The organism is Janthinobacterium sp. B9-8 (assembly GCF_000969645.2).
Taxonomy (GTDB): domain Bacteria; phylum Pseudomonadota; class Gammaproteobacteria; order Burkholderiales; family Chitinibacteraceae; genus Iodobacter.
On sequence record NZ_CP014222.1, the window covers coordinates 754,416 to 777,438 of the forward strand.

Consider the following 23,023-nt stretch of genomic DNA (forward strand, 5'->3'; position numbering starts at 1 on the left):
GCATGAATGTGGTTCGATCAAGGACCAAAGTTGCTGTTGATGACGTAAGGCGCATTGCCTTGCAGCATCTCTAATAAATAAGGGCATTTAATGGAATTGAATCTGATTCAAAAAATTGCCGTCATGGCATTGCCGGTTTTGTTTGCGATTACGGCGCATGAAGCGGCGCATGCCTATGCTGCCAAAAGATTAGGCGATCCAACGGCTTATTTATTAGGCCGTGTGACGTTTAATCCTCTAAAGCATATTGATCCAATTGGTACGATCTTACTGCCCTTGATTTTTCTTATGCTGCCAGGTGGTTTTTTGTTTGGTTGGGCCAAACCTGTGCCGGTGGATTTTGGGCGTTTAAACCATCCTAAGCGGGATATGTTGTGGGTGGCTGCTGCAGGGCCTGCTGCTAATTTTATGATGGCGATTATCTGGGGGCTTTTCTTTAAACTGGCAGAAGGTATGGATGGCAGCTCTTTTCAATTGCCCTTAGCCTATATGTCACAAGCAGGGATCAGCATTAATGTGGTGCTGATGGTGCTGAATTTAATCCCTGTGCCACCGCTGGATGGTGGACGCATGTTGATGTCAGTATTGCCTGATCATTTGGCTGCTAAGCTCGCTTTGGTAGAGCCTTATGGCTTATTTGTATTAATTGGCCTGATGGCAACGGGGCTGCTGAACGGCATTATGTCGCCGTTTATTGCTTTGGCTTATCGCCTGATTCATTTTATTGTCTGACTAAGTAAAGTGGATGCGTGTTTATAAACCACCTGCTCTGCGGCTAAGGATTTGCAATGTTTCCCGATCGTGTTCTTTCTGGTATGCGCCCTACAGGCAAGCTGCATCTGGGCCATTATCATGGTGTGTTAAAGAATTGGGTGCAGCTGCAAAGCGAGTACCCATGCTTATTTATGGTGGCTGACTGGCATGCACTGACCACAAATTATGATGATGTGGCGGTGATTGAAAAAAATGTCTGGGATATGGTGATTGATTGGATTGCCGCGGGTGTTGATCCCGCACAAGCCACTATTTTTATTCAAAGTCGCGTGCCAGAACATGCGGAGCTTCAACTTTTATTATCAATGATTACTCCGCTTTCCTGGCTGGAGCGAGCACCCAGTTATAAAGATCAAATTGAAAAGTTAAGTCATAAAGATTTGGATACCTTTGGTTTCTTGGGCTATCCCATGCTGCAAGCGGCAGATATCTTGCTTTACCGCAGTAATTTGGTGCCTGTGGGTGAAGACCAGGTGCCGCATATCGAAATTACGCGGGAAGTGGCGCGCCGCTTTAATCATGTATTTGGCAAAGAATTAGGTTTTGTAGAGAAAGCCGAAGCGGCCGTTAAGAAAATTGGCGGGAAAAAAGGCAAGCTATACGATGGTCTACGTACCCGGTATCAGCAGGATGGCGATGTTGAGGCCTTGGAAGCCGCTCGTTCCCTATTGCAAGAAACGCAAAATCTAAGCCATGGTGACAGAGAGCGCTTATTTGGTTATCTGGAAGGCGGCGGCAAAATGATTTTGCCAGAGGCTCAGCCGTTGCTGACGGATGCACCGCGTTTAGCCGGCTTAGACGGGCAGAAAATGTCTAAATCGTATGGCAACACCATTAATTTGCGTGAAACGGCTGATTCGGTGGTGAAAAAGATTAAGCAAATGCCGACTGATCCGGCTCGCGCCCGCCGTGCTGATGCAGGGGATCCAGAGCGCTGCCCGGTGTGGAAGCTGCATCAGGTTTACTCGGATGCTCCTCTTCAGAAGTGGGTGGTGGAAGGCTGTAAGAGCGCAGGTATCGGCTGCCTTGAATGTAAACAGCCGGTAATTGATGGCATATTGGCAGAACAAAAACCCATGCTGGAGCGTGCCCAGCCTTATTTGGAAGATCTCACATTAGTAAAAAGTATTGTGGCCGATGGCTGTGAGCGCGCCAGAGATTTGGCTCGCGACACGATGCGGGATGTGCGGGAAGCAATGGGCCTGGCGTATAGCTAAGGCGTTGTTAAGTGATGGGCTTAAATAAAGGTTGGGGCTTATGTTGGAAAAAAAACGGAGTGCGGTATTGCCCATTGTTTTAATTGCCATTGGTGGCGGCTGGTTGGTGAACGAGCTGCAGCTGATGCCGCAAATAAGTACTTTGATTATTCTGGGCTTAATTGGGGCAGGGATTGCGGTGCTGGCTGTTGAGGGGCTTAATAAATCAAGCGTGGTGACCGCCCCGATGTTGATTGCTACGGGCTTTGCTATTTATTTGAAAGACTATCATGCTATTGGATTGAAGCTTTCTATCCCTGCGCTGATGGTTTTAGCAGGCATCTTGATGCTGTTAGCCAGATCCCGGCATATTGCGGAGCGGATTGAGCCAGAGCAGGATTAAACAGTAGGGCAAAATCCTAGCTTGTTTGTAAATACAGATTAAACAATAGGATGTTTGCTGGCAAATTCGCGTTTTTGCAATGGTGTCCATTGTTTGATGGTGTATTCGGTGCTGGCTGCGCTTGCGCGGTCGCTAAATTCAATAACGGCTAATAATTTAAGTGGTGGGCGGATTCGCGTATAGCGTGCACCTTTTCCTTTTACATGTGCAGCATAGCGTTTTTCCACATTTACGGTAATGCCTGTATAGATTGAATTATCCTGACATTCGATCAGGTATAAAAACCATAGTTTGTGGGGGCTTGCTCGTTCTTTAGGCATATTGCAATGACCTTTTCTGAATCTCTTGAAAAATCACTCTATCTTACTGTGGAAGATGGCTGTAAATCCTTGCGCTTTGATAGCCATTCAATACAAAGCGCAATGAATTTAGATGATCCCTATTCACTGGCTTTAGGTTATTCACAAACCATGATGGGCTTTTTGTTGTTTAGCCCAGAGCCAAAGCATGTGTTGATTGTGGGGCTGGGCGGGGGATCTTTGCCCAAGTATTGCTATCGCTACCTGCCTGATTGCAAAGTAAGCACATTAGAAATCAATGAAGACGTGATTGCGCTTCGTGATGAGTTTTTAATCCCTCGTGATAATGAACGATTTACAATTATTCAAACCGATGCCGTAGATTATATCACTCAGGGTTTGGCTGAAGCAGATGTGATTATGCTCGATGCTTATGATGAAGAAGGCTTGCCCGCAGTATTGGCCACTGAGTCTTATTACGATCACTGCCGTATGGCTTTATCTGAGCAAGGTGTCTTGGTGATTAATTTGTGGGGTACTGATCCAAAGCTCAATATTTATATAGAGCGATTAAAGCGGGTATTTAATGGCCAAGTATGGTTTTGCCGTGCATTTCATAGCTATAACGTGATTGTATTTGCCAGTAACGATGAAAATTTTAAAATAAACTGGATCAAATTATTGTTTTTAGCTTCTAGGTTAGAATCTCAGCACCATGTGGATTTACAAGGTATTGTGCGGCGTTTACGTGCAGGCTTGCCTTATTCGCTGTAAATCGTCGGGTTATCCGGCTGATTTTTCGCCTTGCCAATAAGCTGGTATGATCCCGCCTTTATTGAAGTATTAACAAGAGATAAAGCAATGCAAGAATTTGAAGTTGAACTCAGTAATGAATTTATCGAGTTGCATAACCTGCTGAAAATTACCCAAGTAGCGACTTCTGGCGGTGAAGGCAAGCAAATTGTGGCCTCAGGTGCTGTGCAGGTGGATGGACAGCAAGAGCTGCGTAAAGCATGCAAGATCCGCGCCGGACAAGTGGTGCAGGTGGGTGATGCGGTGCTGATCCGTGTTGTGGCTGTAGCTGCAGAATAATGATATGAAGCAAATCTCTTCACTTGATATCAAGCAATTAGCAGGGCAGGCCCATACTTCGCCACGCCGCCGTGCAAATTTTAATGTACACGGCGAATTAAGCGATCCGATTCAGCGGCTGGCTATAGCAATGGAGCCGGATACACTGGTTTGTCCACACCGCCATCCGCATACATGGGAGCTGCTTTATCCCTTGGCAGGGCGGTTTGTGGTGCTGAATTTTGATGAAGCAGGCTATGTGATTGAGCGCCGTATCTTGGGAGAAGAGAGCGCCGTGCTGGAAACAGCCGCTGGCGTGTGGCATGCAGTGCTTTCTCTTGATGCAGGCGGGGTGATCTTTGAAGTAAAGCATGGCCCGTATAGGCCGATTGCCGAGGAAGACTTCGCACCATGGGGCCCCCAAGAGGGCGAGGCACGTGTTGCTGATTTACTGGCCTGGTATGCCAATGCTCAAGTGGGTGAGCGCTGGCCTGGTTGATAGGCAATATGGGCTTACAGAAGACCTGCAACAAGATAGTCTGCAGGTCGTGAAGTCTTGTTTCGTAAGCTGTAATGATTAGGCAGGCTTTAATCTAAGCTGAGCGTTGTTTTATCTAGCTCTATCGCTGCATCCAGTGAGGCAAGCAGCTCTTTGCGCACTTTAAGCTTGGTATTTCTGTGCGCTTTCATACTTATTTTTTTGAGTGATTCTGCGACGGCCTGCGCACTGCTGGCCAGAGCTTCCGGTTCTACTAGTAAGTCTAAAAATCCGGCAGCCAAAGCGTTTTCCGGATTAAACATCTCCCCATTGACCACCGAGCGTTGAAATGCCGCCGGGCTTAAGCGATTGCGTGCGATCTCTATGCCCGTGTAAGGCATGGTCATGCCAATTTTCACCTCATTTAATCCAATACTAAACGGCCCTGCTACCCCTATGCGGTAATCCGCAGAGAGCAAAAGAAATGCGCCTTTTGCAATAGCATGGCCCGGGCATGCCACGATCACCGGATAGGGGTGTGACAATAGTCGGCGGCTAAGCGTGGAGCCAGCGGTGACGAGCGGAATAGCATGATCTAAGCCCGAAGTCATTACCTTCAAATCGTAACCTGCAGATAAAACGCCCGCGGCTGCGGTGATTAAAACCACCGCCTGATCTTGCTCGGCCTGATCTAAAGCTTGGTTAAAAGCATCAATAACAGCCATAGAAATAGCATTAACTTTGCCATTGGCCAGCGTTAAAGTGGCAATGCCATCGTTATATTGGTAATTAACAAATGAATTCATAATTTAGCTCTGCAAAAAGGAATGGACTAGACCTTAACGATTCCATCTGAGCCGGTAAAGTAGGGCTAGCCCGCTTGCATCAGCCCATCGTTTGATTTCGGCGTACTTTATGCTGCTGCACAAAGTGATTACCTGAGTATTTCATATTTCTTTTATGGTGCGGTGCACTATGTAAATAGTGTGGTAGATATCACTCATTTGTAATGTTAAGCAGGTAATGGCAGATAAATAAATTGTGGCTGAAAACTACAAATTTTTGAGTATTTTCACCCCGTTTTTATTGGGGAAAACGTATTAATAGTACAAGCTAGAGCATAAAGAAAGCATAAAAATGCTTGTAATTTCTTTCAATTATAGAGCTTCACTCACTTATTGATAAGTGGTTGCTGCTTGTTTTGCTTACAAACAATTTTGATGCAATGCTTAATTGTCATTGGTTTTATGGTGGGTTGATTGCTATCTTGTTGATTTAATTAAAATAAGTATTTTATCTTATTGCTATTTTTCTTGTAAAAAATAGTTCAAAAACGGAAATTTATCTGTAAGCGACTCAAGTTAGGAGTATCCCTAGCTTGCCGATCATTTCTTGATTTGCATCAAAACAGAACAAAAAACCAACATTTAAAACTAAAGCCACCTGCCCCTTGTTTTGGTTACATACCGTTACATTTACAACATTCACCTATGGTAATTTTTACTTAGCGAAAGCCGCGGACACAAAGACAGCGGCAAGCAGAGCGAGGAATCTCACTTTTACGGTGAGTATTTGTAAGTCTAAAAATCAGGGGGCTTTCATGCGGATGAAACAATTAGCGGTTGCGATCGCTTTAATCGGTGCCGGTGCGGCAATCAGTGCTCAGGCAGAAGAAAAAGTTAATAAAGTTGAGCGCGTTGAAGTAACTGGGTCGAGTATTAAGCGGATTAAGAAAGAAGGCTCTACACCAGTTGAAACGGTTTCTCGCAAGCAGATTGAAAAAATCGCGGCGACTTCTGTTAATGAATTACTTAAAAATTTAGCCTCCATGGACATCATGGATCAAGGTGAATTAACCAGTAATGCACCTTCTGCTTCAGGTAGTTCTACGATTAAAATGCGTGGCTTGGGGGCGGGTGATGTCCTTGTTTTGCTGAATGGTCGCCGCCTACCTACAAGCGCTATTGGTGATACATCTTCTCCGTCTGGTGTTGACGTAAATATGATTCCCGTGGCGGCAATTGAGCGTGTGGAAATCTTGAAGGATGGTGGCTCAGCGATTTATGGTGCGGATGCGGTCGGTGGGGTAGTCAACTTTATTACCAAGAAGAACTATCAAGGTGGCGAAATTCGTACAAACTTTGGTCAGTCAAGTCGCGGAGATGGCACTGAAAAAAGTTTTGGTTTGAGTGGGGGTTATGGTGATTTAGGCGAGCAGGGTTTTAATGTGTTTGCTAGTTTTGATGTCTTTAAGCGCGACCCGATTATGCGTAAAGACCGTGATTTGACAAAATCTGCAGATTTCCGCCATTTTGGTGGTGGTGATCAGCGCAGTACCTATGCGCCAACAGGAAATTTAAACGGTAAGCCATACAAGCCGTGCCCTACAACAGATGCTATTAATTCAGCGGGTTCATGTGTTTTTGATTTTAACACTGAGCTTTTAACCGCGTATAACGGTGCGGATCGTAAGACGGGAATGTTGTTGGCGAATATAGCCCTGACAGACGATATTCGAGCTTTTGCTAGTGGTTTTTATTCGAAGAGTGACGATCATTTTGAGGCGCACCCTGCGCCAGGTGTTCTACCTGTTCCTGGAACAAAAGATACTTACAAAGGACGTTTCTTACAGGGCGGTCCACGGATTACAGATCGTGAGGCTTCCCTCTATCAGGTTGTGTTGGGTTTAGATGGTGCTTTCAAAGGATTTGATTGGAGTGTTTCAGCGGGGCATGGCGTAAGTAAACAGACAAACAGTGATAGTAACTATCTTGATATTGAAAAGTTTTATGACGCTTTAAACACTGGCAAGATTGATGGCACATCAACTACAAACGATCAGGCTATTGTTGATTCGCTTAAGGTAACGCCACGTCGCGAAGGAGAGAATACTCTTTCATTTATTGATGCAAAGATTAGCGGTGAAACAGGTATTAGCTTGCCAGGCGGTGCTTTAGCATTCGCGGTAGGCGCGTCTTTTACTCGTGAAGCATTAAAAGATACGCCTGATGCGCTATCGCAAGCTGGCGGCGTATTTGGAAGTATTCAGCAAGCTGCAGTAGATGCGTCCCGTAATGCAAAGGCCGTCTTTGCCGAGTTATCTATTCCGCTGGATAAAACGCTCGAGTTACAAGCTGCGTTACGATACGACAGCTATGATACTGATTCAAAAGCATCGCCTCGTATTGCTGCACGTTACCAGCCAATCCCAGAGCTATTGTTCCGAGGCTCGTATACTGCTAGTTTCCGCATGCCCACCCTTAAGCAATTAAAGGGTGGGGTGGATGAAGGGGCTTACACTGTTAAGCTGAAAGAAGAGTGTAGAGCTTTGAACCTTGGCGATAATTGTAAGGTAGAAGGGTATTACCTTAATGGCAGTAATGCTAAATTAAAGCCTGAAAGTGGCGAATCATTCAATATCGGTGTTGTGGTTGAGAATGGTCCATTTAGTGGCTCAATGGATTGGTGGAAAACTAAAAAAACCGATTTGATTGATGTGCCAACACAGCTGCAAGCCATTCAAAAAGGCGAATATAAGTACGAAACTCGAGGCATTGTTATTAACACTGGCTTGATGAACATGAATGGCTTGACTGTTGAGGGTATTGATACAGAGCTTAAATTCCGTATTCCAACGTCAATTGCCACATTTATTATTGGTAATACCAATTCATTTTATCTAATGAATGAAAAGGTAAATGGCGATAATCAAAAAGAAGATTGGAAAAATATATTTAATAACCCAACTTGGCGGAACACTTTCCGTGTTGAAGCTGAGACAGCGGGTTGGATCGGCGTAGTTTCTGTTAAGACAACGGCAGGATTCGTGAACCGTAAGGATCCAGTGACTAACACTGATCCAGTAACGGATGAGCGTGAAGTGCCAAGCCATTCAGAAACAGACTTAACAGTTAGCTACACTGGTTTTAAGAACTTTAAAATTGATGCTGCTGTGAAGAATGTATTTGATCGCATGCCACCGTTCACGGATGTGGGTACAAGCACTATGGGCTTTGCTGATATATACGGCGTTCGTGGTCGTTTCTTCTCATTAGGTGGTAAGTACTCTTTCTAATATAAGAGTTGCCTGCAGGGTCTGTGGACTCTGCAGGTTTTTATTCGCCAATATATGATTTTTATATGAAGAATAAAGATATAACTTTTCATTTTTTGACTCGTTACTATTTTTGTTTATGATGCGTATGAGTTGTGCTTGTTTGGATGTTTTTCCCAAGAACTCATTTATTTGTGTCTAAAAATTAAAAAGCCAACTGGATGGTTTTTTCTATTCACTAATATTTATTAATTGCCCCATCAAGTATTTATTCTTGCTGGTTTTGCTGAAATTATATTGGTTGAATTAGAGTAAACCCTAGTAAAAAAATTTAAATGACTAGCGTATCTTAGTCATGTAGCCGCTTAATTATTTGATTAAGTCATTTCGTAAATTATTTAAAGGAGAGCATCGTGGAAGCTTTTGGCCAGAACGCACGTGATCGTCGTGCCGTGGGCTTGGCTGGAGTGGCTGCCTTGCATGTGCTCGTAGCCTATGCGCTTCTTACCGGCTTGGGCAAAAACTTGGTAAAAGTCATTCAGCAAAAAGTTGAAGTGGCTGTGATCAGTGAGCCGCCACCACCGCCGCCGCCACCGCCAAAAATTGAAAAAGTGGTGAAGGAAACTGCACCTCCACCGCCACAACAACAGCCTGCTTATGTTCCGCCTCCTATTGTTGCACCGACTACCCAGTCGACAAATACGGTTCAGGCAACTTCGGAAGTTAAAGCACCCTCTGCTCCGGCTGTGCCTCAGCCCGTTGCAACGCCAGCACCAGCGCCTGCAGGCCCAATATCTGCAACAGGGAATTGTTCTAAGTTAGGGCAGCCAGAGTACCCAAGAAAGGCTAATGCTGATCAGATTGGTGGGGACGTTACAGTTTGGTTTAAGGTGAATTCCGAAGGGAAGCTCAGTGATATAACCAATATTAAATACGCGTCTAGTATCCCTCCTACATATCGAAGCCAGTTTCAATCTGCAATTAAGCAGGCTCTGAAAGAGCATGTTTGTAAGGCCGCTTCAAACGAAGCAACTCTTGAGCAAACGTTTGGCTTTACCGCCGGCACTGAAGAATAACTAAGCCCCTCACTTTTTTTATGGAGTATCTAAATCATGGCCAAGTTCTCCCGCCAATTCTTTATGCTTGCAGCCGCGGCTGCAGCATGTGCTCTGCCAGTATTGGCGAATTCCACTGTTGCAGTTGCAAACCCATATGGGCTTGAAGCACTGTGGGCTCAGGGCGACATCGTTGCTAAAGGTACTTTAGTTATTTTGCTGACGATGTCTGCTGCAACTTGGTATGTAGCGATCGTTAAAATTCTGGATCAGCGCCGCCTGATTAAATTAGGCCGTGAGTTGCTCAAAGAGCGCGGTCCTGAGCTGCTGGCAAAAACTAAAGTTTTGAAAGACGATGGTATTTACAGCTCCGTGGCTCATGCTGGCGCTAATGCTGCAAGCGAGCATCACGGTGAATTAAGTAAAAACGTTGATCTGAATACTTGGGTTTCAATGGCAACTTACGATGCGGCTGCTAATGCAAGCAGCCAGATGCAAGCAGGTATGTCGGTGATTGCAACTGTGGGCTCTACTGCACCTTTCGTGGGTCTGTTTGGTACTGTTTGGGGTATTTACCACGCGCTGACAGCGATTGGTATTTCTGGCCAGGCATCGATCGATAAAGTGGCTGGCCCAGTGGGTGAGTCGCTGATTATGACGGCAATTGGTCTGGCTGTAGCTGTACCTGCGGTGCTGGGTTACAACTGGCTGGTGCGTCGTAACAAGTTGGTAGTAGAAATGGTTCACACCGTAGCTGCTCGCTTGCACACCAATTTGCTTAGCACACCTAAGTAATCATTATGAGCTACTTGCGGCCAGGACAAAGGGCATCTAGCCAAGAGGATGATGTGATCTCAGCGATCAATACCACACCATTAGTGGATGTGATGTTGGTTCTGCTTATTATCTTTTTGATCACTATTCCAGTTGTAACGCAAACGATTCAATTAACACTGCCAAAAGAAGTCAATCTTCCGACGCAAACCAAGCCTGAGAATATTATTTTGGGCGTGGATGATAAGAGTAATATTTTTTGGAATATCAGCCAGGTGAAGTCAGATGAAGAATTACTGGCTCGCTTGGTGAAAGTTGCAAAAATGGATCCGCAACCGGAAGTCCATATTCGCGGTGATATGTCTTCTAAATACAGCTCAGTAGGGCGGATTGTTTTGGCAGTACAAAGGGCGGGAATTGTAAAAATCGCTTTTATTACCGAGCCTCCCGCTAGAAATTAATAGCTGTGTGTAAGGGTTGGGCCAGGGTTTATTTCACTGAAATCGCTGGCCCGATTCACTGACTCTTTAGACAGCAAATGCGCTGTGGAGAACGATTATGGGAATGCAAGTTGGTGGTAATGACGATGATATGATGATGGAAATCAATACCACGCCATTGATTGACGTGATGTTGGTTTTGTTGATTATGCTGATTATCACCATCCCAATTCAAACGCATGCCGTAAAATTGGATATGCCTGTTAATTCGCCTTCTAAAGCAACTGAAAAGCCGGAAGTAGTTCAGATTGATATTGGCAGCAATAATGTCATTTCTTGGGCTGGTGCTCCTTTGGCTGATCGTGCTGCATTAGAAAAAAACTTATCTGAGGCTTCACAAAGAGCGGTGCAGCCTGAGTTTCATATTCGCCCTGATAAAGACGCAAATTATGAAGCGGTTGCAATGGTCTTAGCCAGCTCGCAGCGGCTGGGTGTAAAGAAGATCGGTATTGTGGGTCACGAGCAATTTATGCAGTAATTTAAAGCTGGGCGGTTTCGCCCAGCTATCCTGTTTTACTCAAAAAAATAGATAAAACTGAATGGCAGCAGGCGTTTGCGTGTGCCAGTTTTGCTACGTCTGCCGATTAAAAATACTTGCTAATAAACATCCAATTAACCTTTGCTGGGGAATAAATTGAACAAAATAGCCATGAGCCTCGCCGTATTGTTTTCTTCTGCTCCGCTATTTGCAGCGCAGGGTGGCGCATTGCTTTTGCCTGATGCTGCCGATATAGCGCGCCAGTGTCAGCAAACGATTTCCCAAGCAAAAATAAAAATTGCTGCATTAGAAAAATTGCCACTGGCTAAAGTAAATGCAGTAAATACACTGGGTGAATGGAATAGAATTAATCAGGATCTGGATCACTTTGGGGGACCCGCAGGTTTGCTCTCTGAAGTGAGCCCATCTACGCCAGTGCGTACGGCAGCAGATGCATGCAATTTAAAAATGTCTGCACTCATCAGTGATGTTTTGCAAAGCGAAGCTTTGTATAGCCGGTTTAAAGCTTTAAAGCCAAAAGATGCCATTGATGCTGAGGCACGTGCTGATTTACTGAGTAATTTTGAAGATCGCGGTGTTAACTTACCTAAAGAAAAACGTACAGAATTAGCGGCTATTTTTAATAAAATAGAAAAGCTACAACAAGATTTCTCCCGCAATATGCGGGATAACCAAGCCAGAATGAGTTTTACTGCCGCAGAATTAAAAGGCGTTTCTGCTAGCTTTTTAGCCACAGCCAAAAAAGATGCAGCAGGTCTCTATGTGTTGGGATTTGATTATCCCGAAATTGATGCTGTAATGGGCTATGCAGAAAATGAAGTCACGCGTGAGCGCTATTACACCGGTAGAATGAAGATTGGCGGTGCGGCCAATTTGCAAATTTTAAAAGAAGTGGTTGAATTAAGAAAACAAATTGCCCAACTCACCGGCTACCCAAGTTATGCCGCGTTTGCTATTCGCAATAAAATGGCCGCTACGCCAGAAGCAGTCAATACCTTCCTCGCCGATGTGCAAGCCCGTGTTGCCACTTTAGAAAAATCAGATATCGAAGAGCTGCGCCAGGAAAAAGCCCGCTTTACCGGCAAGGCTGATAGCGTGTTAAAGCGCTGGGATGTGCAGTTTTATGAAGAGCAGCTCAAAGCCAGCCGCTATCAACTTGATCAAAAGCAAGTGCGTGAGCAATTCCCTACCGAGCCGACCATTGCCTGGATGATGAATGTCACTGGCACACTCTATGGTGTTGATTTTCGTCCGAATGCCAAATTAAAAACATGGCACAAAGACGTACGCGCTTACGATGTATTTGATCGCACAAGCAAAAAATACCTCTCTAGTTTTTACCTCGATCTTTTCCCGCGTGATGGCAAATACAAGCATGCGGCGGCTTTCCCTGTTAGAGGCGTAAGCACTTTAAGTGGGCAAACACCGGTTAGCGTTTTAGTCACTAATTTTAGCCGCGAAGGTTTTAATCAGGATGAGTTAGAAACGCTCTACCACGAATTTGGCCACATCATGCACGGCGTGTTGTCGAAAACACGTTACACCATGCAGGCGGGTACCTCGGTGAAGCGTGATTTTGTGGAAGCACCGTCGCAAATGTTTGAAGAATGGGCGCGTCGCCCTGAAGCAGGAGCGTTGTTTAACGATACGTGTTCAAGCTGCAAGCCGATTGATCCTAAGCTGGTCGCTAAAATGGATGACGCCCGCCGCTTTGGCCGTGGCCTCAAATACGCCCGTCAAGGCCTGTACTCCGCTTACGATATGGCTTTAGCCGCAGCGGATGCGGGAGACCCTCAGGCAGTATGGCAGACCATGGAAGGTAAAACGCCGCTGGGTTACGTAGCGGGTACAGAATTCCCCGGCACCTTCGGCCATATTGTGGGAGGCTATGCGGCAGGGTATTACGGCTATATGTGGTCTGAAGTCTTAGCGCTGGATATGTTGTCGGCTTACGGTAGTAATGTGATGGATGTAAAGCAGGGCAAGCGTTATCGCGAACTGATTTTAGAAAATGGTGGTCAGCGCCCGGCGATGGAATTAGTTGAAGAATTTATTGGCCGCAAGCCTAATTCCGATGCTTTCTTTCAAGAAATTACTGGTCAGCGTGGCGTACCTACCAAGACGGCTAAGCAATAATATCCATCTGGCTATTTATTTAGATAAGGGTGAATGTTTCTATTCAAAAGATGGATCGATTCGCCATTGTATTGTTAAAGAGATGAAGAGGAGACGGTGATGAAAAAACTATTAAGCATCGCCATAGCGGGGGCGCTATTTAGCCAGCCAGCATTAGCTGCGGATATGAATAAAGTGTTGCGGGTGGCTTTTGTTGCACCTGAGACGGGTTTCGATCCAGCCAAAGTATCAGACGTTTATTCAAGCTCTATTACGGAAAACGTTTACGATCCAATGCTTACCTACGATTTTATGGTAAGGCCGTCAAAGCTTATCCCTAATACCTTAACTGAAATGCCAAAAGTCAGTGTCGATGGTAAGACATTAACTTTTAATGTTAAACCCGGTATTTATTTTTCGCCTGACCCAGTTTTTAAAGGGAAAAAACGTGAATTAACAGCCGCAGACTATGTTTATTCGCTAAAACGTCTTGTTGATCCTATTACCAACTCACCTAATGGTTTTTTAATTAGTGGCAAATTTGTCGGCTTAGATGAGTGGGTTAAATCTGCTAAAAATGGCAAGCTTGATTATGATCAGACGGTTGAAGGCATCAAGGTTATTGATCGTTATACTTTGCAATTAACTTTAATTGAGCCATATCCATCTTTGCAATATGTGCTGGCCATGCCGCATCTGGGGGCTGTTGCCCGTGAAGTGATTGAGGCTTATTCGGACAATACGAATGCGCATCCAGTAGGCACCGGCCCATATATGGTGACTAACTGGAAGCCCGGTACTTCAATATCCTTAGCGGCAAATCCAAATTTTCGTAAAGTCGTTATAAATTATAAGCCAAGTGATAACCCCGCTGATCAGTTGCTGGCTAAACAAATGAATGGAAAAACCATTCCAGAAATTGGCAGGGTAGAAGTTTCCATTATTCAGGAAGATCAGCCAAGATGGCTGTCTTTTAGAAATGGTGATTTAGATTCTCTGGATGGAATTCCTCAGCCACTGGTTCGTGGCTCGCTTATTCTTGATCCAAAAGATCCGTGGCGTGTGGAATTAAAAGCTGATTTAAAGAAAAAAGGGATACAGCTACATCGTGGCTTACAGCAGGAAATTACATACAATACATTTAATATGCAAGATCCTGTGGTGGGTGGTTTTAGTAAGGAAAAAATTGCTTTACGCCGCGCTATTGCTATGTCTTTTAATCGGGCAGAAACTATTTTAAATATTCGCCGAAATCAGGCCATTCAAGTTCAGTATGTGATTCCGCCTGAAGTTGCTGGGCATAATCCCAACTTCAAAGCAGCAGTAGAATATAATCCTGCACTGGCCAATGCGCTGCTTGATGAATTTGGTTATAAAATTGATTCAAATGGTAAGCGAATGCTGCCAAATGGACAGCCTTTAGTTATTGATTTTATTACTGGTACTACAGCAACAGATAAGCAGTGGAATGAGTATTGGCAAAAAACATTTAATACCTTAAAGATTGCAGTGAATTTCCGTTCCATGCAATGGAATGAGCAGATTAAATCTTTACGGACTTGCACATACGGTATGGCAGGTGCGGCATGGCTTGCTGATTACCCAGATGGTGATAATTTCAGCATGTTGCTCTATGGCAAGAACACTGGAAGTTCGAATAATGCGTGCTATAAATCTCCTCGTTTTGATCGTTTGTATGAAACAACTCAAACAATGGTTGATAGCCCAGAAAGAAATGCACTTTATGATCAGATGCATAAAATTGTGATGAGTGACACGCCTTGGGTGATGGGTGATACACGCTTTAAGAATTATGTGGCGCATTCCTGGGTAAAGGGTGTGAAGTCTCATCCACAATTTAATACATTGTGGCGTTATCTGGATCTTAAAAAATGATGTTAACTTTTGACTTTCTTGTGGCCGGGGAAAAATAATGCTCGCTTATTTGGTTCGCCGTATTCTGCAAATGATCCCCACGATGCTGGGGGTGATGTTACTGGTATTTACTTTATTTTCGGTTGTTGGTGGTGATCCAAGCCTGATTTTGGCTGGTAAAAACTTAACCGATGAAGTATTGAATAATATCCGGGAGCAATTGGGTTTAAATAAATCACTGCCCGAGCAATTCTTTATTTTTGTGAAGCAGGTGTTAACACTCAATTTTGGTACTTCATGGTCTACACAGCAGCCCGTATCTGATTTGATTGCCAGCCGTATTGGCCCTTCATTAACACTGACTGGTTCATTGTTAGTGGTTAGTTTGCTGGTATCGATTCCTTTAGCTGCGCTAGTGGCGTATTTCCGTGGTGGGCTCACAGACCGCGTTGTAACTATTGCGTGTACAGTTGCAATGTCGATTAGTGCCTTGGTTTATATTATTGTTGGCCAATTTTATCTGGGCTATGAGCTGGCATTATTTCCGGTTCGGGGTTGGGGGAATTCATTAATTACCAACTTATTAGTTTATGTGCCTTTACCATTATTAATGGGTTTGCTGGTTTCCGTTGGCCCGGATATTCGTTTTTATCGCAGCTTTTTTATTGAAGAAATGAATAATGATTATGTTCGTACTGCGCGAGCTAAAGGCTTGTCCGAGCACAAGATCATGCTCAAGCATGTATTGCGGAATGCCATGATTCCGGTGGTGACCACGGTGATGATGTCGCTGCCATTTTTAATGATGGGTGCGCTGATTCTGGAAAGCTTTTTTGGTATTCCGGGCATGGGTAATGAAGTGTTACTGGCCGTGAATAAAAGTGACTTTCCTGTGATTAAAGCAGTAACAATTTATATTGCTATGGCAACGATGGCTTTTAATTTGTTGGCCGATCTGGTTTACAAATTGATTGATCCACGCGTTCAGCTTAAATAAACCCGGAGTATGGAAATGAATGCAATTGTTGAAGCAATGCCGGGTCTGCAAACAGAAACGGCTTCAAAAAGTTTGTGGGCATTAGGCTGGCAGCGGCTTAAGCGCAATAAAGTAGGCTTTATTGCGCTGTGGGTGGTGGTGGTTTATCTGTTGATCGCCGTAGGTGGCTGGTTAAATGTCGTGGGCGGTCATTGGACCGATGAAGTGGCGGTGTCTTATGCTCCGCCTTCATGGGTAAAGCAGGACTTGGAAGTCCATTTAGCCACCGATAAAAATGCGGCTACTAAAGTAGCGCAGCCCATCCAGACTTTATTACTTTCGGAAGATCCGATTGCTAAAGAGCTGGCTGCAGCTAGCAAAAACACAGCTAAGTACGTTGATAACAGCCCTCCAAAGTTGGCAACTATGCCTTTTGGCGCTGATTTGCGTGGCCGTGATGTGATCGACAAAACCTTGAAAGGGGTTTCTACTTCGATTCTGGTTGGTATTTTAGGCGCGGTGCTGGCATTAACTATTGGCTCTGTGCTGGGTGCGGTGTCCGGGTATTTTGGTGGCAAAGTCGATGATTTCTTAACCTGGTTTTACAGTATCTTTACTTCTGTTCCAGATATGCTTTTGCTGCTGTCGTTTGCTGCGGTTTCTGGTCGTGGGATTAGCACGATTATTATGGTGATGGCATTAACAAGCTGGACAGGAACTTATCGTTTAGTACGCGCCGAGTATATGAAGCTGAAAAACCGCGAGTATGTACAAGCTGCCGATGCGATTGGTGCTTCTCATTCGCGCCGTATGTTTGTGCATATCTTGCCCAATATCAGCCATTTACTGTTGGTGCAGTTCTCTTTAATGACGGTTGCGCTGATTAAGTACGAAGCGATTCTGTCTTTCTTGGGTTTTGGCGTGGGTGTCACTCAAGTTAGTCTTGGGTCGATGCTGGCGGAAGCGCCTGCAGAGTTGGTGCAGGGTTTCTGGTGGCAAATGGTAGCGGTAACGATTGCGATGTCGGTCTTAGTGACGGCGTTTAGCCTGTTGGTGGATGCATTGCGCGATGCGCTTGATCCAAAAGTGAAATAAGGAGAACGCGACATGTCCCAAAATACTGAAACACTGCTATCCGTTCGTAACTTAGTGGTCAATTTCCGTCAGGAAGACGGCGAGCGTTTTAACGCCATCAAAGGCGTGAGCTTCGATATTCCCAAGCATCGCACCGTGGCCCTAGTGGGTGAATCGGGCTCGGGTAAATCTGTGACTTCGATGGCGATTATGCAATTGCTGCCACCGAACAACACCGAAGTGAGCAAAGATAGCCAAATTCTGTTTGAAGGCCGCAATTTGCTGGGCTTAAGCGGCAGTGAATTACGTAAAATGCGCGGTAAAGATATTGCCATGATTTTCCAAGAGCCAATGAGCTCTTTAAACCCTGTGTTTACCGTGGGCGATCAGGTCGCTGAAACTTTGATGCTGCACGCAGGCTTAGGTCGTCGTGATGCCGCCAAACGCGCGGTGGAGTTGCTGACTGAAGTGGGCTTGCCTGATCCAGAGAAAAAAGCGAAAAATTATCCGCATGAATTGTCTGGTGGTCAGCAGCAGCGCGTGATGATCGCTATGGCGATTGCTTGCGAGCCAAAGCTTTTGATTGCGGATGAGCCCACTACGGCGCTGGATGTCACTATCCAAAAGCAAATTTTGCAATTGATTGCCGATTTGCAAAAAAAGCACGGCATGTCGGTGTTGTTTATTACTCATGATTTGGGTTTGGTGGGTGAGTTTGCTCATGATGTGGTGGTGATGCGTCATGGTGAAATCCGCGAAACAGGCACGGTAGAGCAGATTTTCGATTCGCCCCAAGATAGTTATACCAAGGCGCTGCTGGCTTGCCGTCCGCACTTGGATCGCCGTCCAGAACGCCTTGCTGTGATTGACGATTTCCTAAAGCCAGGCGGTTATGCCGAGCCTGCAAATCGTGAGCGTGGCTATAAGGCGGATGACGAGATTGTGCTGGAGGTGAAAGGCCTAGGTAAATCGTTTGAATCGCGTGAAGGCTTGTTTGGTAAGCGCATCTTCCACGCGGCTAAAGATGTGTCGTTTAAATTAGCGCGTGGTAAGACGCTGGGTATTGTGGGCGAGTCGGGATCGGGTAAAACCACGGTAGGTTTAACGCTTGTGCGCTTGCATCAGGCGACTAGCGGCCAGGCGCTTTTTAATGGCAAAGATTTATTTGCCATGAGCCCGCGTGAGTTTAGTGAATATAAACGCCGTATTCAGATTATTTTCCAGAATCCTTATGCATCTTTAAACCCGCGCTTTACTGTTGAGCAAATTCTGACCGAGCCGATGAAATTGCATGGCATTGGTGCAAATGATAGCGAGCGAATTAAGCTAGCGCGTGATCTGCTCAATAAAGTGTGCCTGCCGTGGAATTCACTTGCTAAATATCCGCATGAATTCTCGGGTGGTCAGCGTCAACGAATTGCGATTGCGCGTTGCCTGACTATGAAGCCAGAAATTCTGATTTGTGATGAATCGGTATCGGCCTTGGATGTATCGGTGCAAGCGCAGGTATTGAATCTGCTGCAAGATTTGCAAGATGAATTCAAAATGTCTTACTTGTTTATTTCACATGATTTGGCTGTGGTTAAGCATATTTCAGATCAGGTGATGGTGATGAATAAGGGCGAAGTGGTTGAGCAGGCTGATGCGGATGCTATTTATCTTAATCCTACTGCTGATTACACCCGCAAACTTCTTTCGTCTATTCCGCAAGGTCGTGGCCGTGTTCAGAATCAGCAGTATCTAAATAGTGATTTAGTTACTTTATAAGCTGATTTTTAAGTATCAGCCGTTCAGACATAAAGTCTGGACGGCTTTTTTTTTGCAGAAGGAAGTGGGGCGAGTTGAATAGTGTCATGGGTGAGAGGGCGGATATAGTCTAAGTTAAATAGAGTGCAATTAGCCCTTAGGTGCATGTGATGATACGTATTTTGCTTTGTTGCTGCTTATGGCTGATGCCTGCGTCGGCGCATGCACTGAAAATTGCGATGGTGCTGTGGCGCGGTGAAACGGCCGCGGAGCAGGGGTTTCGGGATGAATTAAAGAAACTGGGTTTAAAACCAGTGATGACGGTTTTTAATGCGAACCAAGATCGCACCGCCTTAGCAACGATGCTGCGTACAAAGTTAGAGCCTCACTTAGCATCGTATGATTATGTGTATAGCTTTGGCACAACGGCGACTTTAATGAGTAAAAGCCTTTTATTAGGGCGCAAGCCATTGATCTTTAATGCGGTGTATGACCCGATTGGAGCGGGTATTGTGTCGGTAAATAAAGAAGACAATAAAATGGTGGCAGGGGTGAGTAATATGGTTTTTCTGCCACTACAGATGAGTAATGCCCGCAAATATTTGCCTAAAGGCAGCAAAATGCTGCTACCGGTTAATCCACGGGAGCGAAATACGCAATTGATTGCTGAACAGTTAAAGTCTGTAGCCGCTGATTATCAATGGGCATTAGAAACATGGCGAATTAATCCTGATAAAGCATTACTTAAAACAGAATTACTGCGTTTACAACAAGATGCTAAAGAGAGTGTGGTTTTTATCCCGGCGGATAGTTATTTAATTTCAGTTGCGCCAGAGTTAATGCGGGCACTTAATGAGGTACGTATTGCAAGTATTTGTAGTATTGAAGCTTTTATTCTTTATCACTGCACCGTAGGCACGGTAAGCGACTATCGTGTGCAAGGTATGCTGGCTGCGCGGATCATTGCAATGCATCAAAAAGGGACGGCATTGCAGGATATACCCGTGCAATATGATCCTAACCCTCGGCTTATTGCTGGGAATGTCAATAGGCCCTAATTGCTTGGGCTTAGTGTTTGCTTAGCAAGTGAAACAATTGTTTTAATTTGTTTGTCATGTTTTTCGGATAAGTTGCCCTCCTTACTCCTTTGGATGCGCAGCATGAATCGTCGTCAGTTTTTAAAGTGGACCGGCTTTGTTACTGTTTCTACTGTAGGCCCCACATTGTTAGTGGGCTGTAATAGTAGCGATGATGATGCTGTCTTAGCACTTACCCCATCGCTTCCTTGTAAATTCCCACAAAGTATTGCCTCAGGTGATCCGGCTGCCAATAGTATTATGCTGTGGACTCGCGTTGTGCCTAGCGATGCCGATGATGTGATCTCGGCTAAGGCTGCGGATATTGCGGTGCGTTTGGTGATTAGTAGCAGCGATCAATCGGGCCTTTTAGGTAGTAATAAGCCATTGGCTGGGGTGATGACGCATGAAGTATTGCTGAGTGCAAAAGCCGATTGGGATCACACAATTCGCCATAAGGTTGAAGGCTTAAACCCTGCAACTACCTATTTCTACCAGTTTATTGCGGGCAATAGCACCAGCCGTGTAGGGCGCTTTAAGACCGCTCCTGCGCTGGATGCCGATGTCAATAAGCTGCGTTTTGCTTACTTATCTTGCCAAGACTGGAGTATTAATCATTGGGCAGGTTTTACCGCATTGGCGAGCGAAGAGTTAGATTTTGTGGTGCATTTGGGTGACTATATTTACGAAACTGTGGGTGAGGATTTCCAGAAAGGTGCAGTAGAGGCCGCTCACACCGCCATCAAATTGCCCGATGGCCCATTTAAAAATGGCAAAGACGGTGCACGCTTTGCCAATACCACTGGCGATTACCGTACCCTTTATAAGCAGTACCGCTCGGATGCTCGCTTGCAAGCGGTGCACGAGCGCTTTGCCATGATCGCCATTTGGGATGATCATGAATTCTCTGATGATTGCTGGGGCGATTCTACCACTTACGATAATGGCAGCTTTGATGCCAAAACGGGCAAGGCCGATAATAAGCACGAAACCGAGCGCCGGCGCAGTGCCAATCAGGCGTGGTTTGAATTTATGCCTGCCGATGTGAAGTTTGATATCACAGACAAAGGTTTCCAGAACATTCGTCTTTACCGAGATTTTCGCTTTGGTAAGTTGCTGCATCTGGTGATGACCGATCAGCGCCTTTACCGCGCCGATCATGTGATTCCTGAAGCCGCAGCGGGCAGCTCGGTGGGATCGCGCTATATGGTGCCAACTGCCGTATTGGCGGGTGCTGAGGCGCAAAAAATGGCCGCAGCTAAGCCATCAGGTGATGAGCTGGCCTTGGTATCTATCCTCGGCAAAACCCAGCGTGATTGGTGGCAAAACACCATGAAGGCCTCGACCGCTACTTGGAAGTTGTGGGGCAATGAAGTCTCGCTGCTTAAAATGTGCGTAAACGGCAAATCACTCACCGCTGCTCCTAAAGATTTCCAGACCGAAATCATCCTGAACGCCGATCAGTGGGATGGCTATAACGCCGAGCGCAAAGCCTTGATGCAGTTTTTGAGCAGCAATCAAATCAAAAACGTGGTGGCGATTACCGGCGATATCCATTCTTTTTACGCTGGGCAAGTCTATGACGATTACGCTAGCGGCAAGCCGGTGATGATCGATTTAGTCACAGCGGGCATCAGCAGCGATTCTTTCTATAGCTACTTTGTAAAAGCCGTAAGTGATAAGAGCTTTGCTGCGGTGCAGCCCTTGGTATTTACATCTGAAGCCGCAGCAGAAGGTATCGCCATTCAAATGATATCGGCAGGCGTGGCGATGCAAGCAGGGATTATTGATTTAACAAATACCGCTGCCATTGCTGCTGCAGTGAAGGGCGCAATTGCGTCGGGCAAATTGCCAGCGGCAGCGGTCACTCCAACGGCGAGCTTGTCAGTGACGGCAGTGAATACCTTTAATGAAACGCTGGCTGGCAATATGGGCACGCTGATTGGTGGACAAATTGCCGCGCTTGCCGCAGCAGGGCGCTCGGTGGCGGCACAAACCTTGTACGGCATGATTGCCCAGCAATTAGCCAGCGCAATGGGTATCACAACGGCGCAAGTGCCTGCTGCTGAAGTGGTGAAGCGCTTGAACCCGTTTTCAAATCAAACCGCAGGCACAGCGCCTGCGGTGAATAATCCTTGGATTAAATACGCTGATACCGATGCACAGGGCTTTACCGTGGTTGAGCTGACATCCGCAGGGATGAAGGCTGAGTTTAGAAAAATCGCGCCATTGCAAGGTAGTGTTGCCCCGCAAAAAGTCGTGAGCAGTATTAAAACAATTACGGTAAAAGCGGGGAGCCTGGATTTAACGATTACGGATTAAAGTTTGGTTTTGTACTAGGGTGTGCAAGCCGATTTGCTTGCGCACCGGTTCTCGGTGCTCAGCGACTTCGCCGTGGTACACCCTACCTATAAAGGCTGGGTTAATTCGTGCAGTTATTTTGAGCCAAATTCTAAGGTGTTTTGTTGAGGGTATCTAAAAAGGGGGCGTATCATGCTCCCCTTTTGCTATTGATGATTTGGCGACTATGCAACGATTTACCCTGATTTTAATCACGTTCTTGGCTTTAACAGCTTGCCAGCGTAGCGATCCTAATTCTCCTGTTTCTCTTAGAAAAGCCACTTTCAAAGAAATGCTTAAATCACGTGAAGCGATTAATGTCATGCTGACGGGGGCAAATTCTTATCAGGCCGATAGCCTGCTGCAAGAGGCGATTAAGCTGCAAGAAAAATCAACAAAACCTTGGGCTTATTTTGCTGAATTTGCCGTAAACAATCAGTCTGATGCAAAGCAAAAATCCGATTCTGCCGATTTTCATGCCGCAGCAGACAATATGCAGCAGCAGAGCAGCGCTTTAAAAGAGGCAGCACAAGCCGGGCAGGAGGATCGGATTCGTGCATCTTACAAAGCAGTAGAAGACGCTTGTATTCGCTGCCATCAGCAGTTTCGGCCGGGCTAGTTTTGCGGGTTTTCGGGTAGGTAAGCCTTTGATCGACGTGGCACTTTTCGTGCTGGCGGTCTACTTTGATAGGGTAACTTAGCGCTTGCCTTGTCAGAT

General features: G+C 45.5%; 21 protein-coding genes. 19 read left to right on the forward strand and 2 right to left on the reverse strand.

Going from position 1 to position 23,023, the window contains the following annotated elements; genetic code table 11:
- Window positions 1-90 precede the first annotated feature (90 nt).
- The 3 genes from VN23_RS03325 to VN23_RS03335 are packed head-to-tail and all read left to right on the forward strand — an operon-like array spanning window position 91 to window position 2,373.
- Complete coding sequence (locus VN23_RS03325) at window positions 91-732, forward strand: site-2 protease family protein (RefSeq protein WP_046353224.1); 642 nt, start codon at window positions 91-93, stop codon at window positions 730-732.
- 56 nt (window positions 733-788) lie between these two features.
- Window positions 789-1,991, forward strand: a complete 1,203-nt coding sequence (locus tag VN23_RS03330) for a tryptophan--tRNA ligase (RefSeq protein ID WP_046353223.1) — start codon at window positions 789-791, stop codon at window positions 1,989-1,991.
- A gap of 40 nt (window positions 1,992-2,031) precedes the next feature.
- The gene (locus VN23_RS03335) at window positions 2,032-2,373 is read left to right on the forward strand and encodes a hypothetical protein (protein WP_046353222.1); all 342 of its coding nucleotides are present in this window, start codon (window positions 2,032-2,034) and stop codon (window positions 2,371-2,373) included.
- 38 nt (window positions 2,374-2,411) lie between these two features.
- On the opposite strand, the gene VN23_RS03340 is transcribed toward VN23_RS03335, so the two are convergent.
- The gene (locus VN23_RS03340) at window positions 2,412-2,693 is read right to left on the reverse strand and encodes a GIY-YIG nuclease family protein (protein ID WP_046353221.1); all 282 of its coding nucleotides are present in this window, start codon (window positions 2,691-2,693) and stop codon (window positions 2,412-2,414) included.
- Window positions 2,694-2,699: 6 nt separating this feature from the next.
- Between VN23_RS03340 and VN23_RS03345 the strand changes: the two genes are divergently transcribed.
- From VN23_RS03345 to VN23_RS03355, 3 genes are all read left to right on the forward strand, one after another.
- Window positions 2,700-3,446 (forward strand): hypothetical protein, encoded by a 747-nt coding sequence (locus VN23_RS03345; RefSeq protein ID WP_046353220.1) that lies wholly within the window; start codon window positions 2,700-2,702, stop codon window positions 3,444-3,446.
- Between the two features lie 87 nt (window positions 3,447-3,533).
- Window positions 3,534-3,764, forward strand: a complete 231-nt coding sequence (locus VN23_RS03350) for an RNA-binding S4 domain-containing protein (protein WP_046353219.1) — start codon at window positions 3,534-3,536, stop codon at window positions 3,762-3,764.
- 4 nt (window positions 3,765-3,768) lie between these two features.
- Complete coding sequence (locus tag VN23_RS03355) at window positions 3,769-4,242, forward strand: WbuC family cupin fold metalloprotein (protein ID WP_046353218.1); 474 nt, start codon at window positions 3,769-3,771, stop codon at window positions 4,240-4,242.
- Window positions 4,243-4,331: 89 nt separating this feature from the next.
- Here the strand turns inward: VN23_RS03355 and VN23_RS03360 are convergent, their stop codons facing one another.
- Window positions 4,332-5,027, reverse strand: coding sequence for a crotonase/enoyl-CoA hydratase family protein (locus tag VN23_RS03360; protein ID WP_046353217.1), 696 nt, complete (start codon window positions 5,025-5,027; stop codon window positions 4,332-4,334).
- Between the two features lie 794 nt (window positions 5,028-5,821).
- Between VN23_RS03360 and VN23_RS03365 the strand changes: the two genes are divergently transcribed.
- The 13 genes from VN23_RS03365 (at window position 5,822) to VN23_RS03425 (ending at window position 22,924) form a co-directional block, all read left to right on the forward strand.
- The gene (locus VN23_RS03365; protein ID WP_046353216.1) at window positions 5,822-8,296 is read left to right on the forward strand and encodes a TonB-dependent receptor; all 2,475 of its coding nucleotides are present in this window, start codon (window positions 5,822-5,824) and stop codon (window positions 8,294-8,296) included.
- A gap of 392 nt (window positions 8,297-8,688) precedes the next feature.
- Window positions 8,689-9,351: a hypothetical protein gene (locus tag VN23_RS03370; RefSeq protein ID WP_197433010.1), complete on the forward strand. Its 663-nt coding sequence runs from the start codon at window positions 8,689-8,691 to the stop codon at window positions 9,349-9,351.
- Window positions 9,352-9,387: 36 nt separating this feature from the next.
- Complete coding sequence (locus VN23_RS03375) at window positions 9,388-10,125, forward strand: MotA/TolQ/ExbB proton channel family protein (protein ID WP_046353214.1); 738 nt, start codon at window positions 9,388-9,390, stop codon at window positions 10,123-10,125.
- Between the two features lie 5 nt (window positions 10,126-10,130).
- Complete coding sequence (locus VN23_RS03380; RefSeq protein ID WP_046353213.1) at window positions 10,131-10,565, forward strand: ExbD/TolR family protein; 435 nt, start codon at window positions 10,131-10,133, stop codon at window positions 10,563-10,565.
- A gap of 97 nt (window positions 10,566-10,662) precedes the next feature.
- A complete protein-coding gene (locus VN23_RS03385; protein ID WP_046353212.1) occupies window positions 10,663-11,082 on the forward strand; it encodes an ExbD/TolR family protein in 420 nt (139 codons plus the stop codon).
- Between the two features lie 156 nt (window positions 11,083-11,238).
- Window positions 11,239-13,239, forward strand: coding sequence for a M3 family metallopeptidase (locus VN23_RS03390; RefSeq protein WP_156455106.1), 2,001 nt, complete (start codon window positions 11,239-11,241; stop codon window positions 13,237-13,239).
- A 99-nt stretch (window positions 13,240-13,338) separates the two neighbouring features.
- Window positions 13,339-15,114 carry an ABC transporter substrate-binding protein gene (locus tag VN23_RS03395; protein ID WP_046353210.1) on the forward strand — a complete coding sequence of 592 codons (1,776 nt, stop codon included), beginning with the start codon at window positions 13,339-13,341 and terminating at the stop codon, window positions 15,112-15,114.
- Window positions 15,115-15,151: 37 nt separating this feature from the next.
- Window positions 15,152-16,090: an ABC transporter permease gene (locus tag VN23_RS03400; protein WP_046353209.1), complete on the forward strand. Its 939-nt coding sequence runs from the start codon at window positions 15,152-15,154 to the stop codon at window positions 16,088-16,090.
- Between the two features lie 15 nt (window positions 16,091-16,105).
- Window positions 16,106-17,164, forward strand: coding sequence for an ABC transporter permease (locus VN23_RS03405; RefSeq protein WP_046353208.1), 1,059 nt, complete (start codon window positions 16,106-16,108; stop codon window positions 17,162-17,164).
- A 12-nt stretch (window positions 17,165-17,176) separates the two neighbouring features.
- Window positions 17,177-18,910 (forward strand): ABC transporter ATP-binding protein, encoded by a 1,734-nt coding sequence (locus VN23_RS03410; protein WP_046353207.1) that lies wholly within the window; start codon window positions 17,177-17,179, stop codon window positions 18,908-18,910.
- Window positions 18,911-19,059: 149 nt separating this feature from the next.
- The gene (locus VN23_RS03415; protein ID WP_197433011.1) at window positions 19,060-19,947 is read left to right on the forward strand and encodes an ABC transporter substrate-binding protein; all 888 of its coding nucleotides are present in this window, start codon (window positions 19,060-19,062) and stop codon (window positions 19,945-19,947) included.
- A gap of 102 nt (window positions 19,948-20,049) precedes the next feature.
- The gene (locus tag VN23_RS03420) at window positions 20,050-22,287 is read left to right on the forward strand and encodes an alkaline phosphatase D family protein (RefSeq protein WP_046353206.1); all 2,238 of its coding nucleotides are present in this window, start codon (window positions 20,050-20,052) and stop codon (window positions 22,285-22,287) included.
- A 205-nt stretch (window positions 22,288-22,492) separates the two neighbouring features.
- A complete protein-coding gene (locus tag VN23_RS03425; protein ID WP_052746750.1) occupies window positions 22,493-22,924 on the forward strand; it encodes a c-type cytochrome in 432 nt (143 codons plus the stop codon).
- Window positions 22,925-23,023: the final 99 nt, after the last annotated feature.

Bases quoted from the DNA above. Each gene is read 5' to 3' on its own strand.
- VN23_RS03425 (WP_052746750.1), top strand. From the start codon at position 22,493: ATGCAACGATTTACCCTGATTTTAATCACGTTCTTGGCTTTAACAGCT.
- VN23_RS03395 (WP_046353210.1), top strand. From the start codon at position 13,339: ATGAAAAAACTATTAAGCATCGCCATAGCGGGGGCGCTATTTAGCCAG.
- VN23_RS03335 (WP_046353222.1), top strand. From the start codon at position 2,032: ATGTTGGAAAAAAAACGGAGTGCGGTATTGCCCATTGTTTTAATTGCC.
- VN23_RS03415 (WP_197433011.1), top strand. From the start codon at position 19,060: ATGATACGTATTTTGCTTTGTTGCTGCTTATGGCTGATGCCTGCGTCG.
- VN23_RS03385 (WP_046353212.1), top strand. From the start codon at position 10,663: ATGGGAATGCAAGTTGGTGGTAATGACGATGATATGATGATGGAAATC.
- VN23_RS03350 (WP_046353219.1), top strand. From the start codon at position 3,534: ATGCAAGAATTTGAAGTTGAACTCAGTAATGAATTTATCGAGTTGCAT.
- VN23_RS03375 (WP_046353214.1), top strand. From the start codon at position 9,388: ATGGCCAAGTTCTCCCGCCAATTCTTTATGCTTGCAGCCGCGGCTGCA.
- VN23_RS03345 (WP_046353220.1), top strand. From the start codon at position 2,700: ATGACCTTTTCTGAATCTCTTGAAAAATCACTCTATCTTACTGTGGAA.
- VN23_RS03380 (WP_046353213.1), top strand. From the start codon at position 10,131: ATGAGCTACTTGCGGCCAGGACAAAGGGCATCTAGCCAAGAGGATGAT.
- VN23_RS03325 (WP_046353224.1), top strand. From the start codon at position 91: ATGGAATTGAATCTGATTCAAAAAATTGCCGTCATGGCATTGCCGGTT.
- VN23_RS03400 (WP_046353209.1), top strand. From the start codon at position 15,152: ATGCTCGCTTATTTGGTTCGCCGTATTCTGCAAATGATCCCCACGATG.
- VN23_RS03405 (WP_046353208.1), top strand. From the start codon at position 16,106: ATGAATGCAATTGTTGAAGCAATGCCGGGTCTGCAAACAGAAACGGCT.
- VN23_RS03365 (WP_046353216.1), top strand. From the start codon at position 5,822: ATGCGGATGAAACAATTAGCGGTTGCGATCGCTTTAATCGGTGCCGGT.
- VN23_RS03330 (WP_046353223.1), top strand. From the start codon at position 789: ATGTTTCCCGATCGTGTTCTTTCTGGTATGCGCCCTACAGGCAAGCTG.
- VN23_RS03360 (WP_046353217.1), bottom strand. From the start codon at position 5,027: ATGAATTCATTTGTTAATTACCAATATAACGATGGCATTGCCACTTTA.
- VN23_RS03340 (WP_046353221.1), bottom strand. From the start codon at position 2,693: ATGCCTAAAGAACGAGCAAGCCCCCACAAACTATGGTTTTTATACCTG.
- VN23_RS03420 (WP_046353206.1), top strand. From the start codon at position 20,050: ATGAATCGTCGTCAGTTTTTAAAGTGGACCGGCTTTGTTACTGTTTCT.
- VN23_RS03355 (WP_046353218.1), top strand. From the start codon at position 3,769: ATGAAGCAAATCTCTTCACTTGATATCAAGCAATTAGCAGGGCAGGCC.
- VN23_RS03410 (WP_046353207.1), top strand. From the start codon at position 17,177: ATGTCCCAAAATACTGAAACACTGCTATCCGTTCGTAACTTAGTGGTC.